This is a genomic window from Pseudomonas sp. I3-I5 (assembly GCF_022699445.1).
Lineage (GTDB): Bacteria > Pseudomonadota > Gammaproteobacteria > Pseudomonadales > Pseudomonadaceae > Aquipseudomonas > Aquipseudomonas fulva.
Genome location: NZ_CP093940.1, coordinates 4,040,865 through 4,062,704, shown reverse-complemented (window position 1 = coordinate 4,062,704; position 21,840 = coordinate 4,040,865). Strand labels below are relative to the sequence as shown.

General features: G+C 63.8%; 14 protein-coding genes. 6 read left to right on the top strand and 8 right to left on the bottom strand.

What is annotated here, in order from left to right; translation table 11 throughout:
• Positions 1-102: 102 nt before the first annotated feature.
• From accC to MOP87_RS18110, 6 genes are all read right to left on the bottom strand, one after another.
• A complete protein-coding gene (accC, locus tag MOP87_RS18135) occupies positions 103-1,458 on the bottom strand; it encodes an acetyl-CoA carboxylase biotin carboxylase subunit (RefSeq protein ID WP_242809873.1) in 1,356 nt (451 codons plus the stop codon).
• A gap of 17 nt (positions 1,459-1,475) precedes the next feature.
• Positions 1,476-1,934, bottom strand: a complete 459-nt coding sequence (gene accB, locus MOP87_RS18130) for an acetyl-CoA carboxylase biotin carboxyl carrier protein (protein WP_023535179.1) — start codon at positions 1,932-1,934, stop codon at positions 1,476-1,478.
• Positions 1,935-2,030: 96 nt separating this feature from the next.
• The gene (gene aroQ, locus MOP87_RS18125; RefSeq protein ID WP_003255330.1) at positions 2,031-2,486 is read right to left on the bottom strand and encodes a type II 3-dehydroquinate dehydratase; all 456 of its coding nucleotides are present in this window, start codon (positions 2,484-2,486) and stop codon (positions 2,031-2,033) included.
• A gap of 179 nt (positions 2,487-2,665) precedes the next feature.
• Entirely contained in the window at positions 2,666-4,429 is a 1,764-nt protein-coding gene (locus tag MOP87_RS18120) for a protein-disulfide reductase DsbD (protein ID WP_128610116.1), read from the bottom strand.
• A 125-nt stretch (positions 4,430-4,554) separates the two neighbouring features.
• Positions 4,555-6,516 (bottom strand): methyl-accepting chemotaxis protein, encoded by a 1,962-nt coding sequence (locus MOP87_RS18115; protein WP_145280788.1) that lies wholly within the window; start codon positions 6,514-6,516, stop codon positions 4,555-4,557.
• 123 nt (positions 6,517-6,639) lie between these two features.
• Positions 6,640-7,998, bottom strand: coding sequence for a diguanylate cyclase (locus MOP87_RS18110; protein ID WP_028687886.1), 1,359 nt, complete (start codon positions 7,996-7,998; stop codon positions 6,640-6,642).
• 248 nt (positions 7,999-8,246) lie between these two features.
• Between MOP87_RS18110 and MOP87_RS18105 the strand changes: the two genes are divergently transcribed.
• From MOP87_RS18105 to speA, 4 genes are all read left to right on the top strand, one after another.
• Positions 8,247-9,314 (top strand): DUF2333 family protein, encoded by a 1,068-nt coding sequence (locus tag MOP87_RS18105; RefSeq protein WP_027915166.1) that lies wholly within the window; start codon positions 8,247-8,249, stop codon positions 9,312-9,314.
• Position 9,315: 1 nt separating this feature from the next.
• Positions 9,316-9,852, top strand: coding sequence for an NUDIX hydrolase (locus tag MOP87_RS18100; RefSeq protein ID WP_028687887.1), 537 nt, complete (start codon positions 9,316-9,318; stop codon positions 9,850-9,852).
• A gap of 203 nt (positions 9,853-10,055) precedes the next feature.
• Positions 10,056-10,427: a translation initiation factor Sui1 gene (locus MOP87_RS18095; protein ID WP_128610119.1), complete on the top strand. Its 372-nt coding sequence runs from the start codon at positions 10,056-10,058 to the stop codon at positions 10,425-10,427.
• Between the two features lie 150 nt (positions 10,428-10,577).
• Positions 10,578-12,491 (top strand): arginine decarboxylase, encoded by a 1,914-nt coding sequence (speA, locus tag MOP87_RS18090; protein ID WP_023535169.1) that lies wholly within the window; start codon positions 10,578-10,580, stop codon positions 12,489-12,491.
• A 97-nt stretch (positions 12,492-12,588) separates the two neighbouring features.
• Here speA and MOP87_RS18085 read toward each other — a convergent pair whose 3' ends face one another.
• Complete coding sequence (locus tag MOP87_RS18085; protein WP_242809872.1) at positions 12,589-13,926, bottom strand: MATE family efflux transporter; 1,338 nt, start codon at positions 13,924-13,926, stop codon at positions 12,589-12,591.
• Positions 13,927-14,129: 203 nt separating this feature from the next.
• Between MOP87_RS18085 and MOP87_RS18080 the strand changes: the two genes are divergently transcribed.
• Entirely contained in the window at positions 14,130-19,025 is a 4,896-nt protein-coding gene (locus tag MOP87_RS18080; protein ID WP_196110203.1) for an alpha-2-macroglobulin, read from the top strand.
• Positions 19,026-19,077: 52 nt separating this feature from the next.
• Here MOP87_RS18080 and MOP87_RS18075 read toward each other — a convergent pair whose 3' ends face one another.
• Positions 19,078-19,371, bottom strand: coding sequence for a hypothetical protein (locus MOP87_RS18075; protein WP_023535173.1), 294 nt, complete (start codon positions 19,369-19,371; stop codon positions 19,078-19,080).
• Positions 19,372-19,448: 77 nt separating this feature from the next.
• On the opposite strand from MOP87_RS18075, the gene pbpC reads away from it, so the two are divergent.
• Positions 19,449-21,806: a peptidoglycan glycosyltransferase PbpC gene (gene pbpC / locus MOP87_RS18070; protein WP_242809871.1), complete on the top strand. Its 2,358-nt coding sequence runs from the start codon at positions 19,449-19,451 to the stop codon at positions 21,804-21,806.
• Positions 21,807-21,840: the final 34 nt, after the last annotated feature.

Below are 21,840 nucleotides of genomic sequence, written 5' to 3'. Positions count from 1 at the left end.
GCCGCAAGCACCCTGAAGGGCCGTATCAGCCATTAATGAAGCCTAACAGGCAATAAAAAACCCCGGAGCCAGTCCGGGGTTCTTGTACGTCACACTACGCGATCAATCCTGGTTGGCCAGTTTGTGCTCGAGGTAGTGAATGTTGACGCCGCCTTTGCAGAAGCCTTCATCACGCACCAGATCACGGTGCAGCGGGATGTTGGTCTTGATGCCATCGACGACAATCTCGTCCAGGGCATTGCGCATGCGGGCCATGGCTTCGTCACGGTCCTTGCCCCAGGTGATCAGCTTGCCGATCAGCGAGTCATAGTTCGGCGGAACCGAATAACCGCTGTACAGGTGCGAATCGACGCGCACGCCGTTGCCGCCTGGTGCGTGGAAGTGCTTCACCTTGCCGGGGCTTGGGATGAACTTCTTCGGGTCTTCGGCGTTGATACGGCACTCCAGCGAGTGGCCGTGGACCACCACGTCCTCCTGGCGGAACGACAGCTTGTTGCCAGCGGCGATGCTCAGCATCTCCTTGACGATGTCGATGCCTGTGACCATCTCCGACACCGGGTGCTCAACCTGCACACGGGTGTTCATCTCGATGAAGTAGAAGCGGCCATCTTCGTACAGGAACTCGAACGTTCCCGCACCGCGGTAGCCGATCTCTATGCACGCGTCCACGCAGCGCTTGAACACTTCCTGGCGCGCTTTCTCGTTGATGCCTGGGGCCGGAGCCTCTTCCAGCACCTTCTGGTGGCGGCGTTGCAGCGAGCAGTCACGGTCACCGAGGTGGATCGCATTGCCCTGGCCGTCGGACAAGACCTGTACTTCCACGTGACGTGGGTTGGTCAGGAACTTCTCCAGGTACACCATCGGGTTGCCGAAGGCTGCACCGGCTTCGGTACGGGTGAGCTTGGCCGAGGCGATCAAATCCTCTTCCTTGTGCACCACGCGCATGCCGCGACCACCACCGCCACCGGCGGCCTTGATGATCACCGGGTAGCCGACGTCGCGAGCGATGGCCAGCGCGACTTCTTCGTCTTCCGGCAGCGGGCCGTCGGAGCCCGGCACGGTCGGTACACCCGACTTGATCATCGCGTCCTTGGCCGACACCTTGTCACCCATCAGGCGAATGGTGTCGGCTTTGGGGCCAATGAAGGCAAAGCCGGACTTCTCAACCTGCTCGGCAAAATCGGCGTTTTCCGCCAGGAAGCCGTAACCGGGGTGAATCGCGGTCGCGCCGGTGACTTCGGCAGCGGCGATGATCGCCGGGATGTGCAGGTACGAATCCTTGGACGATGCAGGGCCGATGCAGACCGACTCGTCTGCCAGGCCCAGGTGCATCAGTTCACGGTCAGCGGTGGAGTGCACGGCGACGGTCTTGATACCCAGCTCTTTGCAGGCACGCAGGATCCGCAGGGCAATTTCCCCGCGGTTGGCGATCAGGACTTTTTCGAGCTTCCCAGACATCGTTGGCTCTCCGCGATTCAAACGATGGTGAACAGCGGCTGGTCGAACTCAACCGGCTGGCCGTCTTCTACCAGGATGGCGTCGATGACACCGCCGACATCGGCTTCGATGTGGTTCATCATCTTCATGGCTTCGACGATGCACAGGGTGTCGCCTTTCTTCACGCTCTGGCCCACTTCAGCGAAGTTCGGCGAGGTCGGCGAAGGTTTGCGGTAGAAGGTGCCTACCATTGGCGAGCGGATGACGGTGCCCTTGAGGGCCGGGGCAGCGGCGGCAGCTTCGACAGCAGGGGCGGCAGCGGCGACCGGGGCAGCGGCAGGCGCAGCCATCGGGGCAGGTGCGTAGAACTGCTGGGCAGCTGGGGTCTTGCTGTGACGGCTGATGCGAACCGACTCTTCGCCTTCCTTGATCTCCAGCTCGTCGATGCCAGACTCTTCCAGCAGCTCGATCAGTTTCTTGACTTTACGGATATCCATTAATCATCAACTCCCAAAGGTTCGGTCAGGGGGCGAAATTGTTAAAGCGTGTCGACACGCTTCTCTTGACCCTGGCCACCGAGGCCAGGGCTTTCATCATTTGGGCTGTGCGTTGGCAGCCAGCTGTTCCAGCGCGGACTCCAGGGCCAGGCGATAACCGCTGGCGCCCAGACCACAGATCACCCCTACGGCTACATCGGAAAAGTAGGAGTGATGACGGAACGGTTCGCGTTTGTGCACGTTGGACAGGTGCACTTCGATGAATGGGATGCTCACCGCGAGCAATGCGTCACGTAGTGCAACGCTTGTGTGGGTGAATGCAGCCGGATTGATCAGGATGAAATCCACACCCTCGTTGCGTGCCGCATGAATGCGATCGATCAACTCGTATTCGGCATTGCTCTGCAAATACTGCAAATGGTGGCCCGCGGCGCGAGCACGTTGCTCTAGGTCCTGGTTGATCTGGGCCAGGGTCACGGCGCCATAGTGGCCGGGCTCGCGCGTACCGAGCAGGTTCAGATTGGGGCCGTGAAGCACCAGTAGCGTTGCCATCTGCGAGTTCCTTGGATTTGTAGGGCAATTCGACACAGCGCGGCGAGTGTGCCTAAAGCGACGGCAAGTGTCCAGTTCCCGGCAATAGCCAGCACGATGACCGAGATTCGCGCGAAGTATATGACCGAATAGCAGGATCCGGTCACTGATCGCCGATATGTTCCTATGCCAGCGGGCCGTTACAGGCCTGACGTGTCGCGAACGCGGGACAAAATGGACGCAAAGTTCTCGGCATTTATCTCGCCTATCACCCGATCAGCGGTCAGTTCGCTGCCGTTGGCGGCAAAGAACATCAACGCTGGCGGGCCGAACAACCGATAGCGGTCCAGCAGGGCTCGCTGGGCCGCATCGCTGCGCGTCAGGTCCAGGCGCAACAGTTTGAAGCCCGCCAGTTGCGGCAGTACCTGAGGTGCATTCAACACCTCGTGCTCGATGACTTTGCAACTGATGCACCAGTCTGCGTACCAGTCCAGCAGTACCGGCTGGCCTGCGGCCTTGGCATCGGCCAGTGCAGCATCGAGCGCCTCGGCGGTGGTCAGTGTTTGCCACGCCTGGGCAGGGGACGCAGCCTGACCAGCCATGCTCTCACCAACCGGAGGCAACGGCCGCAGCGGATCACCCTGGCCGCTGAGGGCGCCATACCCGCAGGCCAGGGCGTAGACCAGCAGCGCCAGGCCAAGCAGTTGGGCCAGGCGTTGGCGAGGCGTCTTGACGACGAATTCCAGTGTCCCCAGGAACACGGCCACCCCGGCCGCGAGCAACCCGATCAGCCCCAAGGTGACGGGCCCTGGCAAGACCCTGCTGAGCAAACCGATGGCCAGCCCCAGCAACAGGACGCCGATGGCGTTCTTGACACTGTTGAGCCATGGGCCGCTTTTCGGCAGCCAGGCGGCGCCACCGGTTGCGACCAGCAGCAGCGGGGCACCCATGCCCAGGCCCAGCGCGAACAGTTTGAGCGCACCGCCCAGGGCGTCTCCACTGGCACTGATATACAGCAGAGCACCGGCCAGCGGCGCCGAAACGCAGGGTGAAACCAACAGGCTGGACAACACGCCCAAGGCCGCGGCGCCCAGCAGCGAGCCGCCTTGGGTGCGATTGGCGACGCCGTCCAGACGGTTGCTCAGGGCCTGGGGCAGCTTGAGTTCGAACAAGCCGAACATGGCCAGGGCGAAAGCCACGAAGAACAGCGCAAAAGGCACCAGTACCCAGGCCGACTGCAGGCGCGCCTGCAGGTTGAGGCCTGCGCCGAACAGGCCCATCAAGGCCCCGAGGGCGGCGAAGCTGGCAGCCATGGACAGCACATAGGCCAGTGACAGCGACAGCCCGCGCAGCCCTCCTGTCTGACCGCGCAGTACCACACCCGAGAGAATGGGCAGCATGGGCAGCACGCATGGCGTGAACGTGAGGCCTACGCCGGCGATGAAGAACAGCAGGAGCGCTTTCCAGTCCCAGACGTGCGCGGCCTGGCTGCTCGGCGCGCTATCACCGTCAATGCTCAGCCGTTCGGTTTCAGGTGGATAGCACAAGCCTTTGTCAGCGCAGCCCTGGTAGCCCACCTGCAAGGTGAAAGCCCTGGAATCATTGCGTGGCAGCTCGATGTCGACGATGCCGTGATACACCTCCACATCGCCGAAGAATTCGTCATGCTTGGCCTCGCCCTTCGGGATGACCGGCGTGCCCAGAACAATGTCGGCCGGCTCGGTTCGAAACACGAAACGGTGGCGGTACAGGTAATAGCCGTCGGTGGCCACCAGGCGCAGCTTGATGGCATGGGCGTCGGCCTGGATCAGGCTGAGCTTGAAGGCTTCGTGTACCGGGAGGAAGTCGGCATTGCCGGCCAGTGAGGAGGCGCCGAGGGTGGCGCTGGGGCGATTGTCCAGCAACCCCGTGGCGAACACCGGGCTGGCCAGCAGTAGGCACAACAGGAAAAACAGGCGGTGCATGGTGAACTCGCAAGAACGAACGTGCCGCGCATCATAACGGAGTTGACGCTCAGGGAACCATGCGTGGGCCTGCCCGTCTTGCCGGTGATGGTCTAAAGCTATTTCGTGGAGCCAGGGCGGTCGGTTCAGGCCCTGAAGGCACCCACCGCCTGGTTCAGTGCGCTGCCAAGGCTAAGCAGGTGGTCGCCTTGCTCGCGTCCTTCACCGATGCGTTGCAGATTATCTCCGCCCAGTTGATGAATCCGCTCGCTGTGGTCACGGATTTCGCTCACCGCTGCGCTTTGTTGCGCCGTCACTTCGGCAATGCGCAGGGCAGTGTCGGCAATGGTGCGGATCGCGCACACGATTTCGTCCAATGCGCCGTCGGCGGTCTGGGCCTGATTGGCAGTGGCCTCGGCATGCTCCAGTTGTACCCGCGTACCGTCCACGGCGCCCTTGGCTGCCTGCTGCAATCTGTCGATCAGGGTCTGGATTTCCCCAGTAGCGCCGGTGGTGCGTTGGGCCAGGGTGCGGACTTCGTCGGCTACCACGGCGAACCCGCGACCCATTTCACCGGCGCGGGCGGCTTCGATGGCGGCATTGAGTGCCAGCAGGTTGGTCTGTTCCGCGATGGACCGGATCACTGTCAGCACGCCACCGATCGTGGCCGACTCTTCTGCCAGTTGCTCGATCATGCGCGCGTTGCCCTGCACCTCGTCGACCAGCGTGCGTAAACCCGACAAGCTTTGCCCGATCACCGCCTGGCCCTGTTCCACTGCCCGGCCTGCGTCACGGCTGGCCAGGGCTGCAGCGCTGGCGTCGCCAGCCACCTGCTGGATGGTCGCTTCCAGTTCTCCAAGCGCGTCGCGAATCTGCCCGGTATCCCCGGCCTGTCGTTGTGCGCCATCGTGCAAGGCAGCACTCATGTCGGCCAGCGCATGGCTGCTGCCGGCCACTTGCTCGGCGTTGTGCCGCAGGGCGCCTACCAGTTCGACCAGGTACTGGCGCAGGCGATTGAGCGAGGCCTGGATGTCATGCAGCTCGCGGTTGGTCCTGCCCATTTCGACAGGCTGGGTAAAATCGCCCTCGGCCCAGCGCGACAGCGCAGGCGCCAGGCCGGTGAGTGTGCGTGCAAGACGACGTTGCAGGGTGTCGATGAGCAGGGCGATCAGCAGGATCATCACGATCATCCCCCCTTGCAGGGTGCGCACTTCGCCCGCGATCGTGCCATGCAGGCTGCGCACCTCTGGCTCCAGGGCCGCGATGGCCTGGCGCACTGCCTCCAGTTGTTGCGTGGCGCGGGTCGCCAGGGCGGCGCGCTGGGCGATCTGGGCACGGGTACGTTGCAGCTCGGCCGGATAGCGCCCAACCAGGCTTTGCAACTCGCGCTTGAGGCCTACGGCGACGTCTTCCTGCTGGGCACGGGTATCGGTCTGCAAACCCATCAGCGCGGCAAAGTCATCCGCGCCGGATTCGGCAGCACGGGTCACGCCCAGCAGCGGCAAGCCTTCGATGACGTGCGCCTGGGCCTGAATCGATTGCAGCTCGCGTTCCAGCTCGTTCGCAAGTTCCGGCCGGCCGCTGCCCACCAGCTTTTCCCGCGCCAGGCCAAGCCTGCTTAGGTGCAAGGTCGCCTCGACAAGCGGCAGCAGGTATCGCCCAGCGTCGGGGCTGGTGCTGTCGCGCGCATAGGTGGTCAGTTGCTCCAGATTGGCCCCCAGCTCGCGCTCGGATTGCAGCAACAGCGCCTGGGGGTCACCGGCCAACTTGCCGGCGGCCAGCAACTCACCCGCGCTGAAGGCCTGGAGGTCGTCCAGGCTGGGGCGCAGTTGGCTGGCCATCGTCTCGGGCCAGTCGGCCAGCGAGGCTTGCAGTTGCACCGTGGCCTGCAGTGCCGCGGCATGGCGCAAGGCATCGCCGTTGCCAAGATAGGCCTGGATGTTCTCGGCCGCCTCAGTCTGGAAATGGCGCGACAGGGTCAGGTAGCGCTCCATCATCTGGTAGGGGCGCTCCAGCGCCCGCTGCGACCACCACAGCGTGACGCCCAGGGCGATGCACACCGTCACCAGTAACAACGTATTCAAATTGGTCAGCCACTTCAGGCGCATAGCCGCGAGCTTCCTGCGGGGGAGGGAGGAGTCAGGGGCCTGAAGTTATTGCGTTCGTGTGACGCGATGATGACGGCGGCACGCAGTTGAATGGCAAAGTGCCTTTATCCTTTGCCCGGCTTTTCAGGGCTCCACACGCACCACGCAATTGCGTCCCGCATGCTTGGCCCGGTACAGCGCCTCGTCGGCCGCGCTGGCCATGGTCAGCGCATCGAGGCCGTCATCGAGTTGCACCACGCCCGCGCTGAACGTACAGCGCAGGTCATGGGGCTGGGCTGGGTAGAGGATTTCGGCAAAACGCCCGCGGATGTCATCGAGCACCTTGTACGCCGCCTCCAATGGGGTATTGGGCATGACGATCGCGAATTCCTCGCCGCCGTAGCGTCCGATGAAATCGGTCTTGCGCAGGCGTTGCTTGAGAAACAGCGCCAGGCTCTTGATTACCCGGTCGCCCATGGGGTGGCCGTGGCGGTCGTTGATTTTCTTGAAGCGGTCGATGTCGAGCATGGCAAAGCTCAACGGCTGCTGTTCGCGCCGGGCACGGAAGCTGCAATCCTCGAGCAATTGCAGGATATGGGTGTGGTTGTACAGCCCGGTCAGGCTGTCGCGGACCATGCGCGCCTTCAGGTGCCGAGCGCGGGCCGCGCGGTTGCGCACCGTGGTGATCAGGTGGCGCGAGCGAAACGGCTTGGTCAGAAAGTCATCACCGCCTTCGCTCATGGCCTCAAGTTGCTTGTCCAGGTCATCCTCGGCCGACAGGTAGATGATCGGCACACTGACGTAGCGGTCGTTATGGCGAATCACCTTGGCCAGTTCAGGGCCGGTGCACGCCGGCATGTACAGGTCAAGGATGATCAAGTCAGGCTGGAAGTCAGCCAGCTCGGCCATGGTGGCGATCGGGTCGGTCAGGCTGCGGGTGATCATCCCGGCGCCTGCCAACACCCGTTCCGTGAACAGAGCCTGGGTGCGTGAGTCATCGATGATCAGCACGCGCAGGGGATCGTACGGCGCGGCATCGGTCAGTAACTCGACCTTCTCCAGCAGGCTGGAAGCCTCCAGCGTCCCGGTGAGGAAATCGCGTCCGCCCGCCCGCACGGCAGCCAAGCGCGTCGGGGTATCGGTTTCGTGGTGGCTGAAGAACAGCAGCGGCAGGGGTTTGGTCTGCCGCGCCTGGGCTTCGGCCGCCAACGTCAGGCCCTGGCCGACCCCATTGAAGTCGACGTCCATGATGACCGCCGAAGGCGGGCATTCGTCCACCGATGCGCGAAAGGCATCGGCAGTGGGCAAGGCCTGTACGCCCAGGCCGAAGAATTCCAGTTGCTGGGCCAGGCGCTCGGCGCGGTCGTGGTCCTGCAAGAGGATATAGACCGGCCTGCGCTGGGGCGCCAGCAGCAACTGATCCTGTGGATCGTCCTTGCGCAGGCCACTACGCGCAACATGCTCAGCGGGGCACTGCGGGCTCGGCTCAACTGCTTGGCTCATGTCCTGGCTACTTGTCGTTAGGGGTATGCAGGGGCAGTGATGGCTCTATGCTAGCAGCTCTTGAGCTGCGTATGCGTGGCCCCTTTCAACAAACTGGGCTGAATGACTATTCAGTTCTCGACCCAGGGGTCGCTTATGCGTAAGGCGGTGTCTGCTTTATAGTGCTGTCAGGCGGGCTTGCCGTGGCACCCTGGCGTAGGCCTGTGGTCAAAGCCCCTGAACCGTCGTGACTGATCAAGGATATAGCCATGCTGGACTGGAAAAACCGCGAGGCCAAAGCCGAGCCCCGCGAGCGTGTCGACGGCCGCGGCGCTGCCGCCCGTAGCTATTTTGGTGGCCTGTGGGGCCGCTCACTGTTGGCCCTGATCGGGCTCTACCTGCTGGTGTGCATCGGTCTTGCCTGGTACTGGAGCCAGGAACCCGAATTGTTCCCGGTGCAGCAGAACGCCCAGAGCGCAGCCGAGCGTAACGGCCAGCAGATGGTAGTGGGCTACACCACCGTCGAAACGCTCAAGACCGTGGCGAGCACCTTGTTGAACAAGCCAGGTGGCTATATCGCCAATGACCGTCTCCCGCCAGGCCTGTGGATGGACAACATGCCCAACTGGGAGTACGGCGTACTGGTCCAGGTGCGTGACCTTTCCCGCGCGCTGCGCAAGGACTTCGCCCGCTCCCAGTCGCAATCGACTGAAGACGCCGACCTGGCCAAGGCCGAGCCGCGCTTCAACTTCGATTACAAGAGCTGGATCCTGCCGTCCAGCGAATCGGAATTCGAAGAAGGCATCAAGTCGCTGGCGCGCTATCAGGCTCGCCTGGCTTCAGGCGACAAGGGCGCGATCTTCTATACCCGTGCAGACAACCTGAACAACTGGCTGGGTGACGTCGCTACCCGCCTGGGCTCGCTGTCGCAACGACTCTCGGCCAGTGTAGGCCGCGTGAAGCTCAACACCACCCTCAAGACCGAGTCCGTGGTGGCTGGCCAGGCGCCGCAGGTAGATGAGGAAGTGGTGGAAACCCCATGGCTGCAGATCGACGACGTGTTCTATGAAGCCCGCGGCCAGGCCTGGGCGCTGTCGCACCTGCTGCGTGCGATCGAAGTCGATTTTGCCGACGTGTTGGCCAAGAAGAACGCCACCGTGAGTGTGCGTCAGATCATCCGGGAACTGGAGGCCTCGCAAGAGCCTCTGTGGAGCCCGATGGTGCTCAACGGCAGTGGTTTCGGCATGTGGGCCAACCACTCGCTGGTCATGGCCAACTACATCTCCCGCGCCAACGCGGCGGTCATCGACCTGCGCCAGCTGCTGTCGCAGGGTTGAGATGAGCTTCAGCCCTGATGAAGCCGCCCACCGGGCGGCTTCGGACCGGGAGCAGGTTACCTGGGTGGACGAACACGACCAGGTGCTCGGCGCATTGCCCAGGGCGCAGTTGCGCGAGCGCGGGCTGATCGGGCGCTGCACGTTCATTCTGTTGTTCAATGGTGCCGGTGAACTGTGCGTGCACCGGCGTACCCTGAGCAAGGCGCTGTACCCCGGCTACTGGGACGTTGCCGCCGGCGGCATGGTGGCCGCTGGTGAAACGTACGCCGAATCGGCTGCGCGCGAGCTGGCCGAGGAACTGGGCGTCGCCGACGTGACCTTGCGCTTTCACGAGCGGTTTTTCTTCGATCAGCCTGACAATCGCCTGTGGTGCGCCTTGTACTCGGCAGTGTCCGATGCGCCGCTGCGGCTGCAGCCCGAGGAAGTGATCGAGGCACGTTTCATCGGTATCGACCAGGCCCTGGAGGACAGTCGGCTCAGGCCTTATTGCCCTGACTCGATGGCTGCGTTGATCCGCTACAGGAACAGCCTCGTCTAGCCGCTGCAGAGCGGGTCGCAAAACATTCGCAAAATGGCGCAATCCAGTACTTAGCAACTGCACCGTTTATCGTTACACTGCGCGGCCTTTTCGGGCTGCCGCACGTGTTGCGGCAGTAGCGCCGCCCCTGCCAGAGTGGGGCTTCGCGGTCGGCCTCATGTGCAGGTACGACCAGTTTTTGTCCTCAGCACCGAGGCACAAAAGTGGCCAAGAAAGCTTCTTCCCTCTCCGCCCTCGGCGGTCTCGTTTATTCGACCGATACCGGTCGTCATTGCCCTGACTGTGGCCAGCCCGTGAATGCCTGTACCTGCAAGCAGCAGGTCATTCCCGAGGGTGATGGTATTGCCCGCGTGCGCCGCGAGAGCAAAGGCCGTGGCGGCAAGACCGTGACGACCGTCACGGGTGTGCCGTTGCCGGCCGATCAGCTCAAGGAACTGGCTGCCACCCTCAAGCGCCGCTGTGGTACCGGTGGCGCGCTCAAGGACGGCGTCATCGAGATCCAGGGTGATCATGTGCAATTGCTGCTCGACGAGCTGAGCAAGCAGGGCTTCAAGGCGAAAAAGTCGGGCGGCTGAGTCGCTCGGCAGGTTTTCGTCCTGCGCTTTCTAAACTCGTCGCAGTGACCAGGGTCTACCCCAGAGCACGGGCGAACCGTCATTTTTGGCTTCTACACTGCTTCCCCGGTTTGACCGGCAGTGTCTTGACTCAATTTATAGGGGACTTGAATGTCCGTACGACGCACACGCAAAGACGATGGTAGCCAATGGACCGTGGCCGACAGCCGCAGTGTTTATGGCATCCGCCATTGGGGCGCTGGGTATTTCGCCATCAATGAAGCCGGGCGCGTCGAAGTGCGCCCCAACGGCCCGGACAGCTCGCCGATCGACCTGTACGAGCAGGTTGACCAGCTGCGCCAGAGCGGCCTGTCGCTGCCTTTGCTGGTGCGCTTCCCCGACATTCTGCAGGACCGCGTACGCCAGCTGACCGGCGCCTTCGACGCCAACATCGCGCGCCTGGAATACCAGAGCCAGTACACCGCCCTGTACCCGATCAAGGTCAACCAGCAGGAGGCGGTGGTCGAGAACATCATCGCCACCCAGAACGTGTCCATCGGGCTGGAAGCCGGCTCCAAACCCGAATTGCTGGCGGTGCTGGCCTTGGCGCCCAAGGGCGGTACCATCGTCTGCAACGGTTACAAGGACCGCGAGTTCATCCGCCTGGCGCTGATGGGACAGAAGCTGGGCCACAACGTCTTCATCGTCATCGAGAAAGAGTCCGAAGTGGCCTTGGTCATCGAGGAAGCGGCCGACCTCAAGGTCAAGCCGCAGGTGGGCCTGCGCGTGCGCCTGTCGTCGCTGGCATCGAGCAAGTGGGCTGACACCGGGGGCGAGAAGTCCAAGTTCGGGCTTTCTGCCGCGCAGCTGATTTCCGTGGTGCAGCGTTTCCGCGATGCCGGCCTTGATCAGGGTATCCGCCTGCTGCACTTCCACATGGGCTCGCAGATCGCCAACCTGGCGGACTACCAGCACGGCTTCAAGGAAGCCATCCGCTATTACGGCGAATTGCGCGCCCTGGGCCTGCCGGTGGACCACATCGATGTGGGCGGCGGCCTGGGTGTGGACTACGACGGCACTCACTCGCGCAACGCCAGCTCGATCAACTATGACATGGATGACTATGCCGGCGTGGTGGTAGGCATGCTCAAAGAGTTCTGCGACGCGCAGGGCTTGCCGCACCCGCACATCTTCTCGGAGAGCGGCCGTTCGCTGACGGCTCACCATGCCATGCTGGTCATCCAGGTCACTGACGTGGAGCGACACAATGACCAGGTGCCGACCATCGAGAACAAGGACGCGCTGCCCGAAACCGTGCAGTGGCTGGCCGATCTGCTGGGGCCCACCGACATCGAGATGGTGACCGAAACCTACTGGCGCGCCACCCACTACATGGGCGATGTAGCCGCGCAGTATGCTGACGGCAAGATCAGCCTGGCCGAGAAAGCCCTGGCCGAGCAGTGCTACTACGCTGTGTGCCGTCGTCTTTACAACTCGCTGAAGGCTCGCCAGCGCTCGCACCGTCAGGTACTCGACGAGCTGAACGACAAGTTGGCGGACAAATACATCTGCAACTTCTCGGTATTCCAGAGCCTGCCGGACACCTGGGCCATCGGTCAGGTGCTGCCGATCATCCCGCTGCACCGCCTGGACGAAGAGCCCCTGCGGCGTGCCGTGCTGCAAGACCTGACGTGTGACTCCGACGGCAAGATCAACCAGTATGTCGATGAGCAGAGCATCGAGACCAGCATGCCGGTGCACGCCCTGAACGAGGGCGAGGACTACCTGCTGGGCGTGTTCCTGGTCGGTGCCTACCAGGAGATTCTGGGCGACATGCACAACCTGTTCGGTGACACCGACTCGGTCAACATCTACCAGAATGCCGATGGCAGCGTGTACCACGCCGGTATCGAGACCCACGACACCATCGAGGACATGCTGCGCTACGTGCACCTGTCCCCCGAGGAGCTGATGACTCACTACCGCGACAAGGTGGCCAGCGCCAAGATCACCGCGCGCGAGCGTACCCAGTACCTGGATGCGCTGCGCCTGGGCTTGACCCGTTCGTCCTACCTCTCGTCCTGAGAAGCGTCAACCCGTGAGGCCTCATTGCCGTCACGCCTTCGCGGCGTGGCGGCAGTGAACACTGGCTTCGAATGCTCACGGGTCCACGCCACTGATCTCACGCCACCCAGGCGTCCTTGCCTTGCAGGCGCCACCCCACCCAGGCCAATGTCAGGGCGCGCACGCCCATGAAGACGAGAAACGCCAACCACAGGCCATGGTTGCCCAGCCCGCTCAGGGCAAAGGCCAGCGGCAATGCAATCGCGAGAGATGCCAGCATGGCGTTGCGCATTTCCCGAGCCCGTGTGGCCCCGATGAACAGCCCATCGAGCAAATAGCTCCACACGGCGATCAACGGCAGGCACGCCAGATAGGGCAGGTACGGGTAAGCCGCCGCCCTGACACTGTCGATATCGGTTTGCAGATCGATGAACAGGTGTCCTCCCACCCAGAACAGACCGGCAAAGACCGAACTCGCAATCAGCGACCATCCACCGGCCACCACCAGCGCACGGCGTAACGTGTCGCGGTCCCGAGCGCCAATGGCGTGACCGCACAGCGCCTCGACCGCGTGCGCCAGGCCATCGAGGGCATAGGCCGTAAGCAGCAGGCCGTTGAGCAGCAGTGCATTGGCCGCCACCGTGGCCTCGCCCAGGCGTGCGCCCTGTACGGCGATTAGTAGAAAGACCAACTGCAAGGCAAGGCTGCGCAAAAAGATGTCGCGGTTCACCGCCAACAGCGGGCGCCAGGCCTGCCAGCGTCTGAGTGCTGCCCAGGCGATGTGGCCCGGATAGGCGCGCAGGGCCGGACGGGTAAGCGCCAGGCCCAGCAGGGCCGCGCACCATTCGGCAATCACCGACGCGCGTGCCGAGCCCAGGACGCCCCAATCCAGGCCGAGCACGAACCACAGGTTCAGCACGATATTGAGCAGGTTGGTGGTCAGCAGGATCGCCAACGGCGCCCGGGCATTCTGTGTCCCCAGAAACCACCCGACCAAGGCGAAGCTGGCCAGTGCCGCCGGGAGGCCCAGCAACCGGGTGTGGAAGAAGGTTTGCGTAGCCTGCCCCAGGGCCGCGCTGGGCTGCATGGCGTGCAGTGCCAACTGGCTGAAGGGCAGGGCCAGCAGGCCGATGAGCAATGCGAACCCCACTGCCAGCATCAGGCCCTGAACCAACACCTGGCGCAGGGCGGCGCCATCCCCTCGGCCGGCGGCCTGGGCGGCGAAGCCTGTCGAGCCCATGCGCAAGAAGCCCATCAAGCCGACCATGAAGGTAAACAGCGTAGCGCCCACGGCCACTGCGCCGAGTTGATGGGCATGGGGCAGGTGGCCAATGACGGTGCTGTCGACCAGCGCAACCAGTGGCACCGAGACATTGGACAGGATCATGGGCGCGGCCAGCCCCCACACCTTGAAGTGGGTGGGGCGGTGGTGCCAGTCGGCGAAGAATCGGGGCATGTTCATTCCGGCGAAAACGAGGGCTGCAAACGCTCGAACGGACGCGCGCCAGGCGGCAATGCAAGCCAAGGGCGACAGTGTAACGGCCACGCAACCATTGTGTGCGATCAAGGTCTCATCTGGCGCACAACGCTGGGTGCAGCACTCGGCCTTGCGCTATAGTTGCTGCCTTCATCTACACCCTGCCTTCGAGTGTCTACTCCATGTTCAACAAAGGATTGTTGCTGGCCTGCGCGCTGGCCTTGCTCAGCGCCTGTGACGCCTCAACGCCCGACGCCTCGGCCCCTGCCCAGAAGCCAACCGCCAGCGCTACCGCCAAGACAGCGCAGCGCGAAGACCCCGCCGTGCTTGCCAAGCGCTACGAGGGTCGTGAGCTGACGGTACTGGATGTGTCGGAAGTACAGCTCGATGGCGCGGCCACGCTGTCGGTCAGTTTCTCGGCGCCGCTGGATGCCGACCAGGATTTCGCCAACAGGGTTCACCTGGTGGACACGGTCAAGGGCAAGCTGGACGGTGCCTGGGAGCTGTCCGACAGCCAGATGGAGCTGCGCCTGCGTCACCTGGAACCGCAGCGCAAGCTGGTGCTGACCGTGGACAAGGGCCTGCTGGCTGTCAATGGTAAGGCCTTGCAGGAAGAGTCGATCACTCGCCTTGAGACACGCGACCTGCAACCCACCGTTGGCTTCGCCAGCCGGGGTTCGCTGTTGCCGACGCGGCTGGCAGAGGGACTGCCGGTCATCGCATTGAACGTGGACAAGGTGGATGTGGAGTTCTTTCGCGTCAAACCGGACATGGTCTCCTCGTTCATGGCCAACTGGGGGCGTAGCAGCAGCCTGGAGTACTACCAGTCCAAGGACACGCTGAGCATGGCCGAGCTGGTCTACAGCGGCCGCTTCGACCTCAACCCTGCACGCAACACGCGTGAAACCGTGCTGTTGCCCATTGCCGGCATCAAGCCGCTGCAGGAGCCCGGTGTGTACCTGGCCGTAATGCGCGCCTCGGGTACCTATGATTACTCCCAGCCAGCTACCCTGTTCACCCTGAGCGACATTGGCGTGTCGGCCCACCGCTACCGCGATCGCATCGATGTGTTCGCCCAGGCCCTGGAGGGGGGCAAGGCGATGGATGGCGTCAACATCGAGCTCCACGACAAGAAAGGCAAGCTGCTGGCCCAAGCCAGCACCGATGGCAAAGGCCATGCTGAACTGCCGATCACAACGAAGGCCGATACCCTCATCGCCACCCAAGGCGTGCACACGACCTTGTTGCGGCTCAATACTGCGGCGCTGGACCTGGCGGAATTCGACATCACCGGTCCCCAGGCCAATCCGCTGCAACTCTTCATCTTCGGCCCGCGCGACCTGTATCGCCCAGGCGAAACGGTGCTGTTGAACGGCTTGCTGCGCGACCAGGACGGCAAGCCCGTCAAGGCGCAACCGGTGAACGTCGAAGTACGCCGGCCGGATGAACAAGTCAGCCGCAAGTTCGTCTGGGAAGCAGACGATAACGGCCTGTTCCAGTACCAGTTGCAACTGGCCACCGAGGCGCCGACCGGCCGTTGGCAACTGCTGCTCGACCTGGGCGGCGGACGCAAGCAGGTCTACGAGTTCCTGGTCGAGGACTTCCTGCCTGAGCGGCTGGCCCTCGAACTCAAAGGCAGCAGCAAGCCCCTGGCCCCTGATCAGGACGCGCGCATCGAGGTGACTGGCCGCTATCTATACGGTGCGCCGGCCGCTGGCAATCGCCTGAGTGGCCAGGCCTATGTGCGCCCGCTGCGTGAAGCGGTACCTGCACTGCCGGGCTACCAGTTCGGCTCGGTTACCGAAGGCGAACTGGAGCAGGACCTGGAGCTTGATGAAGTCACCCTCGACCAGGCAGGCAAGGCGGTCCTGGATATTTCCAGCCGCTGGGCAGAGGCGCGTTCGCCGTTGCAACTGACCGTGCAGGCGAGCCTGCAGGAGTCCGGTGGCAGGCCCATCACCCGTCGCCTTGAGCAACCTGTTTGGCCGGCCGAACGCCTCCCAGGCCTGCGCGGGCTGTTCGACGGTGATGAAGCCGACAGTGAAGGCCCGGTGGAATTCGAGTTTCTGGTCGCTAACCGCGAGGGCAAGAAACTGGCCGCCGACGACCTGAAGGTCAGGCTGATCCGCGAGCGACGGGATTACTACTGGAATTATTCGCAAGGTGATGGCTGGAGCTACGCCTACAACGAAAAGTTCCTGACCCAGGTGGAAGAGACGGTAAGCGTCAAGGCCGACGCCACGGCCAAGCTGAGCTTCCCGGTCGAGTGGGGCCCCTATCGCGTTGAGATCGAAGACCCGCAGACCGGCCTGGTGTCCAGTCAGCGCTTCTGGGCAGGCTACCGCGCCCAGGACAATGCCGAAGGCGGAGCGGTACGCCCCGACCAGGTCAAGCTGGCCTTGGACAAGCCCTCCTACGCCGACGGTGCAACGGCCAAGGTCACGGTTACGCCACCAGCCGCCGGCAGTGGTTACTTGATGATCGAGTCCAGCGACGGCCCGTTGTGGTGGCAGGAAATCCAGGTACCTGCAGAAGGAAAGACCTTCGATATCCCGCTGGACAAAGCCTGGGCACGCCACGACCTTTACCTCAGCACCTTGGTGGTGCGCCCAGGTGAACGCAAGGCCAATGCCACGCCCAAGCGTGCGGTAGGCCTGTTGCACCTGCCGCTCGACCGTGCCGAGCGCAAGCTGGCGGTGACGTTGCAGGCACCGGAAAAAATGCGTCCCAAGCAGCCACTGACGGTGAAAATCAAGGCGGCAAACGCCGACGGCAGCGTGCCTGCACAGGTGCGTGTGCTGGTGTCGGCGGTGGACGTCGGCATCCTCAATATCACCGACTTCAAGACCCCGGATCCCTTTGCAAGCCTGTTTGGTCGCAAGGCCTACGGTGCCGATCAGCTCGACATCTACGGGCAACTGATCGAAGCCGGGCAAGGGCGTCTGGCCAGCCTGGCATTCGGTGGTGACGCGGCGATGGCCAAGGGGGGCAAGCGCCCTAATACCACCGTCACCATCGTGGCCCAGCAGAGCCTGCCGGTGACCCTGAACGAGAAGGGGGAAGGGCAGGCCACGGTCGATATCCCTGATTTCAACGGTGAGTTGAGGCTCATGGCCCAGGCCTGGACCGAGGATCACTTTGGCATGGCAGAGGGCAAGACCGTGGTGGCCGCACCGCTGATTGCCGAACTCTCGGCCCCGCGGTTCCTGGCAGGCGGCGATCAGACGCGTTTGGCGCTGGACCTGGCCAACTTGTCGGGAGCTGCCCAACAGCTGACCGTGCAAGTGACCACCGAAGGGCAAGTGAGCCTGACCGGCAATGCCATGCAGTCTGTGGCGTTGGCCGAAGGCCAGCGGTCCACCCTGATGATTCCGGTACAGGCTCAAGGTGGCCTGGGGCAGGGCAAGGTGCATGTGCAGGTGACCGGCCTGCAGTTGGCCGGCGAGGCGCAGACCACGTTCGAGCGCGAATGGACACTGGGCGTGCGTCCGGCCTATCCCGCCATGCTCAAGCATTTCCGCGTGGCCTTGAAGGATCAGCCCTGGACGTTGCCCGAGGCGGACCTTGCTGCTTTCGAGCCTGCCGGCCTCGAGGGCACGCTGGCCCTGTCGAGTCGCCCCCCGCTCAACCTCGCCGAACAGATCCGCGCGCTGAAGGCTTACCCGTATGGGTGCCTCGAGCAGACCACCAGCGGGCTGTACCCATCGTTGTATGCGGACGCCGATACCCTAAAACGGCTCGGCATCGAGGGTGAACCGGCCACGGTGCGCAAGCGCAAGATCGAGATGGGCATCGAGCACCTGCTGGGTATGCAGCGCTACAACGGCAGCTTTGGCTTGTGGAGTGCCGACAGCGAAGAGGAATACTGGCTGACGGCCTATGTCACCGACTTCCTTCTGCGTGCCCGCGATCAAGGCTACGGGGTACCCGCCGAGGCGCTGAAGAAAGCCAGCGAGCGGTTGTTGCGCTACCTGCAGGAGCGCAACCTGATCGAGGTGGACTACAGCGAGGACGCCGATCACACCCGGTTCGCCGTGCAGGCTTACGCCGCGCTGGTGCTGTCGCGCAGTCAGCAGGCGCCCTTGGGCGCGCTACGCGGGTTGTTCGAGCGCCGCGCCGATGCGCGTTCCGGTTTGCCGTTGGTGCAACTGGCCGTGGCGCTGGACAAGATGGGTGACAAACCTCGTGCCGACCAGGCCCTGCAGGCAGGGCTCGCCGTCAGCCGCGGCAAGCACTGGATGGCAGACTACGGCAGCCCCCTGCGTGACCAGGCGTTGATCCTGGCACTGCTGCAGGAAAACAAACTTGCCAGTGGCCAGGTGGACCAGCGGCTCTTCGCCCTGTCCGACGAAGTGGCGGCCAATCGCTGGCTGTCCACCCAAGAGCGCAACGCCTTGTTCCTGGCCGGACGTGGCCTGCTGGGTACGCCTGAAGCCAAGTGGCAGGCCCGCCTGGACAGCGCCGGTGAGCTGCGTGATTTCAATAACGCCGAAGCCGGCATGAAGCTGGAAGGGCCACTGCTGGCCTCGCCGCTGACGGTGCAGAACCAAGGCAGCCAGACCGTCTACCAGCAACTGACCCTGTCGGGTTATCCCCGCCAGGCGCCGCCTGCCAGTAGCAATGGCATGCAGATCCGCCGCGAGTACTTGGGCATGAAGGGCCAGCCGCTGGACCTGGCGAACCTGCGCAGCGGCGATCTGGTGCTGGTGCATCTTGCCCTCAAGGCCGATGAGCGCGTTCCCGATGCGCTGGTGGTCGATCTCTTGCCAGCGGGCCTGGAGCTTGAAAACCAGAACCTTGCGCAAAGTGCAGCCAGCCTGGATAACGCCAGCGGCGCAGTGAAGCAATGGCGCGAATCGATGCAAAATGCCAACGTGGTTCACCAGGAGTATCGCGACGACCGTTACGTCGCAGCGCTCAAGCTGGACAGCTACGCAACCACTCACCTGCTGTACCTGGCGCGAGCGGTGACCCCAGGTACCTACCGGGTACCGCCACCGCAGGTCGAGTCGATGTACCGCCCCAACCTGCAGGCCGTGGGGGAAGGGCAGGGTGAAATGACGGTCAAGCCTCGCTAGGGGCAAGCCTTGTGCGGCGATCAGGGCTTTCACCTGTTCGTCGCACGGCCACTCAATGAATCACCCAGCTCATTACCCACAGGCCCAATACCAGCCAGATGATGCCGAGGATGATCGAGGCACGCATGAAGGCGCGGATCGCCGAAAACAGCAACATCAGGCCCACGATCAGGGCCAGGATGCTGACCAGCGAGGTGTCCATGCCCAAGGTGCGCGACAGGCCATCGACGAAGTTGCCGCCCGCATTGGCCAACAGGTTGAACAACCCGCTCAGCGCGTCGACGACGATGCGGATCAGCGATCCCAGTGCTTGCCCCAGCCATTCGAAAAAACCTTCTACATGCATAGTTGCTTCCTGATCAACATGGCGGCGTTCTTGCCGTTTCCAGTGCTTTGGCCCTTGTCGGGGCAGGTCGGTTCCCGATGCCAAGCTTAGCCCGTTGGCGGCGATCGCGAACCGGCAAGGCAGTGCGTGCCCTGGTGATTGGCGCGGTGGCCTTGATGGGGCTGCTGTGGCTGGCCGACCGGATCTGGCCTTTGCCCATGCCTTCCGACGACCTGGCCCGGGTCGTGCTGGCCGAAGATGGCACGCCGTTGTGGCGATTCGCCGATGCCGACGGGGTGTGGCGCTATCCAGTCAGCCCCGAGCAGGTGTCGCCTCTATACCTGCAAGCGTTGCTGACGTACGAGGACCGCTGGTTCTACCATCACCTGGGCGTGAACCCGATGGCTTTGGTCAGGGCGGCGTGGTTGAACGCGCGGGGCGGCCGCGTGGTGTCAGGCGGCAGCACGTTGTCGATGCAGGTAGCGCGCCTGCTCGATCCCCATGATCGCACCGTGGCGGGCAAGTTGCGGCAGCTGTGGCGCACGCTGCAGCTGGAATGGCACCTGTCCAAGCGGGACATTCTGCAAATCTACCTGGACCGCGCGCCGTTTGGCGGCACCTTGCAAGGTGTTGCCGCTGCCAGCTGGGCTTATCTGGGCAAGTCGCCCTTGCACCTGACGCCGTCGGAGGCAGCCCTGCTGGCGGTGCTGCCGCAAGCGCCCAGCCGCCTGCGCCCTGACCGCCACCCCGAGCGCGCCGAACGCGCGCGCAACAAGGTGCTGCAACGGTTGGCGCAGTATCAAGTGTGGCCCGAGCAGCGCCTGCGTGAAGCAGCTGAAGAACCGCTGGTGCTGGCACCGCGCCAGGAGCCGGCATTGGCGCCACTGCTGGCCCGCCGTCTGAACACCCCTGATAGCCCGCCGTTGATCCGTACCACCGTGGACGCCGGGTTACAGCGCCGGCTGGAAGACTTGCTGCTGGGATGGCGAGCGCGCCTGCCGGAGCGCACGTCTGCCGCAATCCTGGTGGTCGATGCGCAGACCATGGCTGTACGCGCTTACTTGGGCTCGATCGACCTCACGGACGCCCGGCGCTTCGGGCACGTGGACATGGTGCGGGCGTTGCGCTCGCCTGGCTCCACGCTCAAGCCGTTTCTGTATGGCCTGGCGATGGATGACGGGCTCATTCATTCCGAGTCGCTGTTGCAGGACGTGCCACGCCGCTACGGTGACTACCGTCCGGGCAATTTTTCCAGCGGCTTCAGCGGGCCAGTGTCGGCCAGTTCGGCATTGGCCCTGTCGCTCAACTTGCCCGCCGTGCAGTTGCTCGAGGCCTATGGCCCGAAACGCTTCGCCGCGCAGCTGCGCATGGGCGGCTTGCCGCTGACGCTACCGCCGCTGGCCGAGCCGAATCTTTCGCTGATCCTGGGCGGTGCCGGTAGCCGCCTGGAAGACCTGGTAGGCGGCTATGCGGCCTTGGCCCGGGAGGGTAAAAGCGCCCAGGTGCGGTTGCAGCCCCAAGCACCCTTGGTGGAGCACCGGCTCTTGTCGCCGGGTGCGGCGTGGATCATTCGGCGCATCCTTGGTGGCCAGGCTCGGCCCGACCGCGATCGGCATGCCGAACTGGTACGTCGCCCCCAACTGGCCTGGAAAACCGGCACCAGCTACGGCTTTCGAGATGCCTGGTCGATTGGCGTCGGCCCTCGCTACCTGATCGGGGTATGGATTGGCCGGCCGGACGGCACCCCTGTGGCCGGGCAGTTCGGTCTGGCCTCGGCCGCCCCGTTGATGCTGCAAGTGCACGACCTGCTCAGCAACCGGGACAGCCAGCGCGGGTTCGAAGCCCCGGTGCAGCGAACGCCTGCCAATGTCGGGGTGGCGGCGATCTGTTGGCCTTTGGGGCAAGCTATGAGCCGCCAGGACGACAACTGCAGGCGCCAGCGCTTTGCCTGGACCCTGGACGGCACCGTTCCCCCTACGTTGCAGGCGGCCGATCAGCCGCTGGGCCTGGGTTTGCGCGAACACATCTGGGTCAACGACCGCGGTTTGCGCGTCGACAGCACTTGCCCAGGCGCCCAGGCGCGCGAGGTGGCCCTGTGGCCCGCCCCCCTGGAACCCTGGTTGCCTCGAGCTGAACGGCGGGCTGCCCGTCTACCGGCCATGGACCCCACATGCCCACCGCAAGGCCCGGTCAGTGCCCCGCCGCTGGCCATCGTCGGTATTCGTTCTGGTGACCATCTGCGTCGCCCCGCCACCAGTGGTGAGCCGCTGCAAGTGCCAGTGTCGGCGCTGGGCGGTGGTGGGCGGCGTTGGTGGTTCCTCAATGGGCAACCGCTGGGGGAAACCCAGGGGCAGGACAGCCTGCTGGTGCGCCTGCCGCAGGCAGGGCAGGCCGAATTGAGTGCGCTGGACGAAAGCGGTGAGACCGCGCGGGTCGTGTTTCAGGTCAACGAGTAGTACGGCGGTGTGCCGGTGCCTTGGCACCGGCACC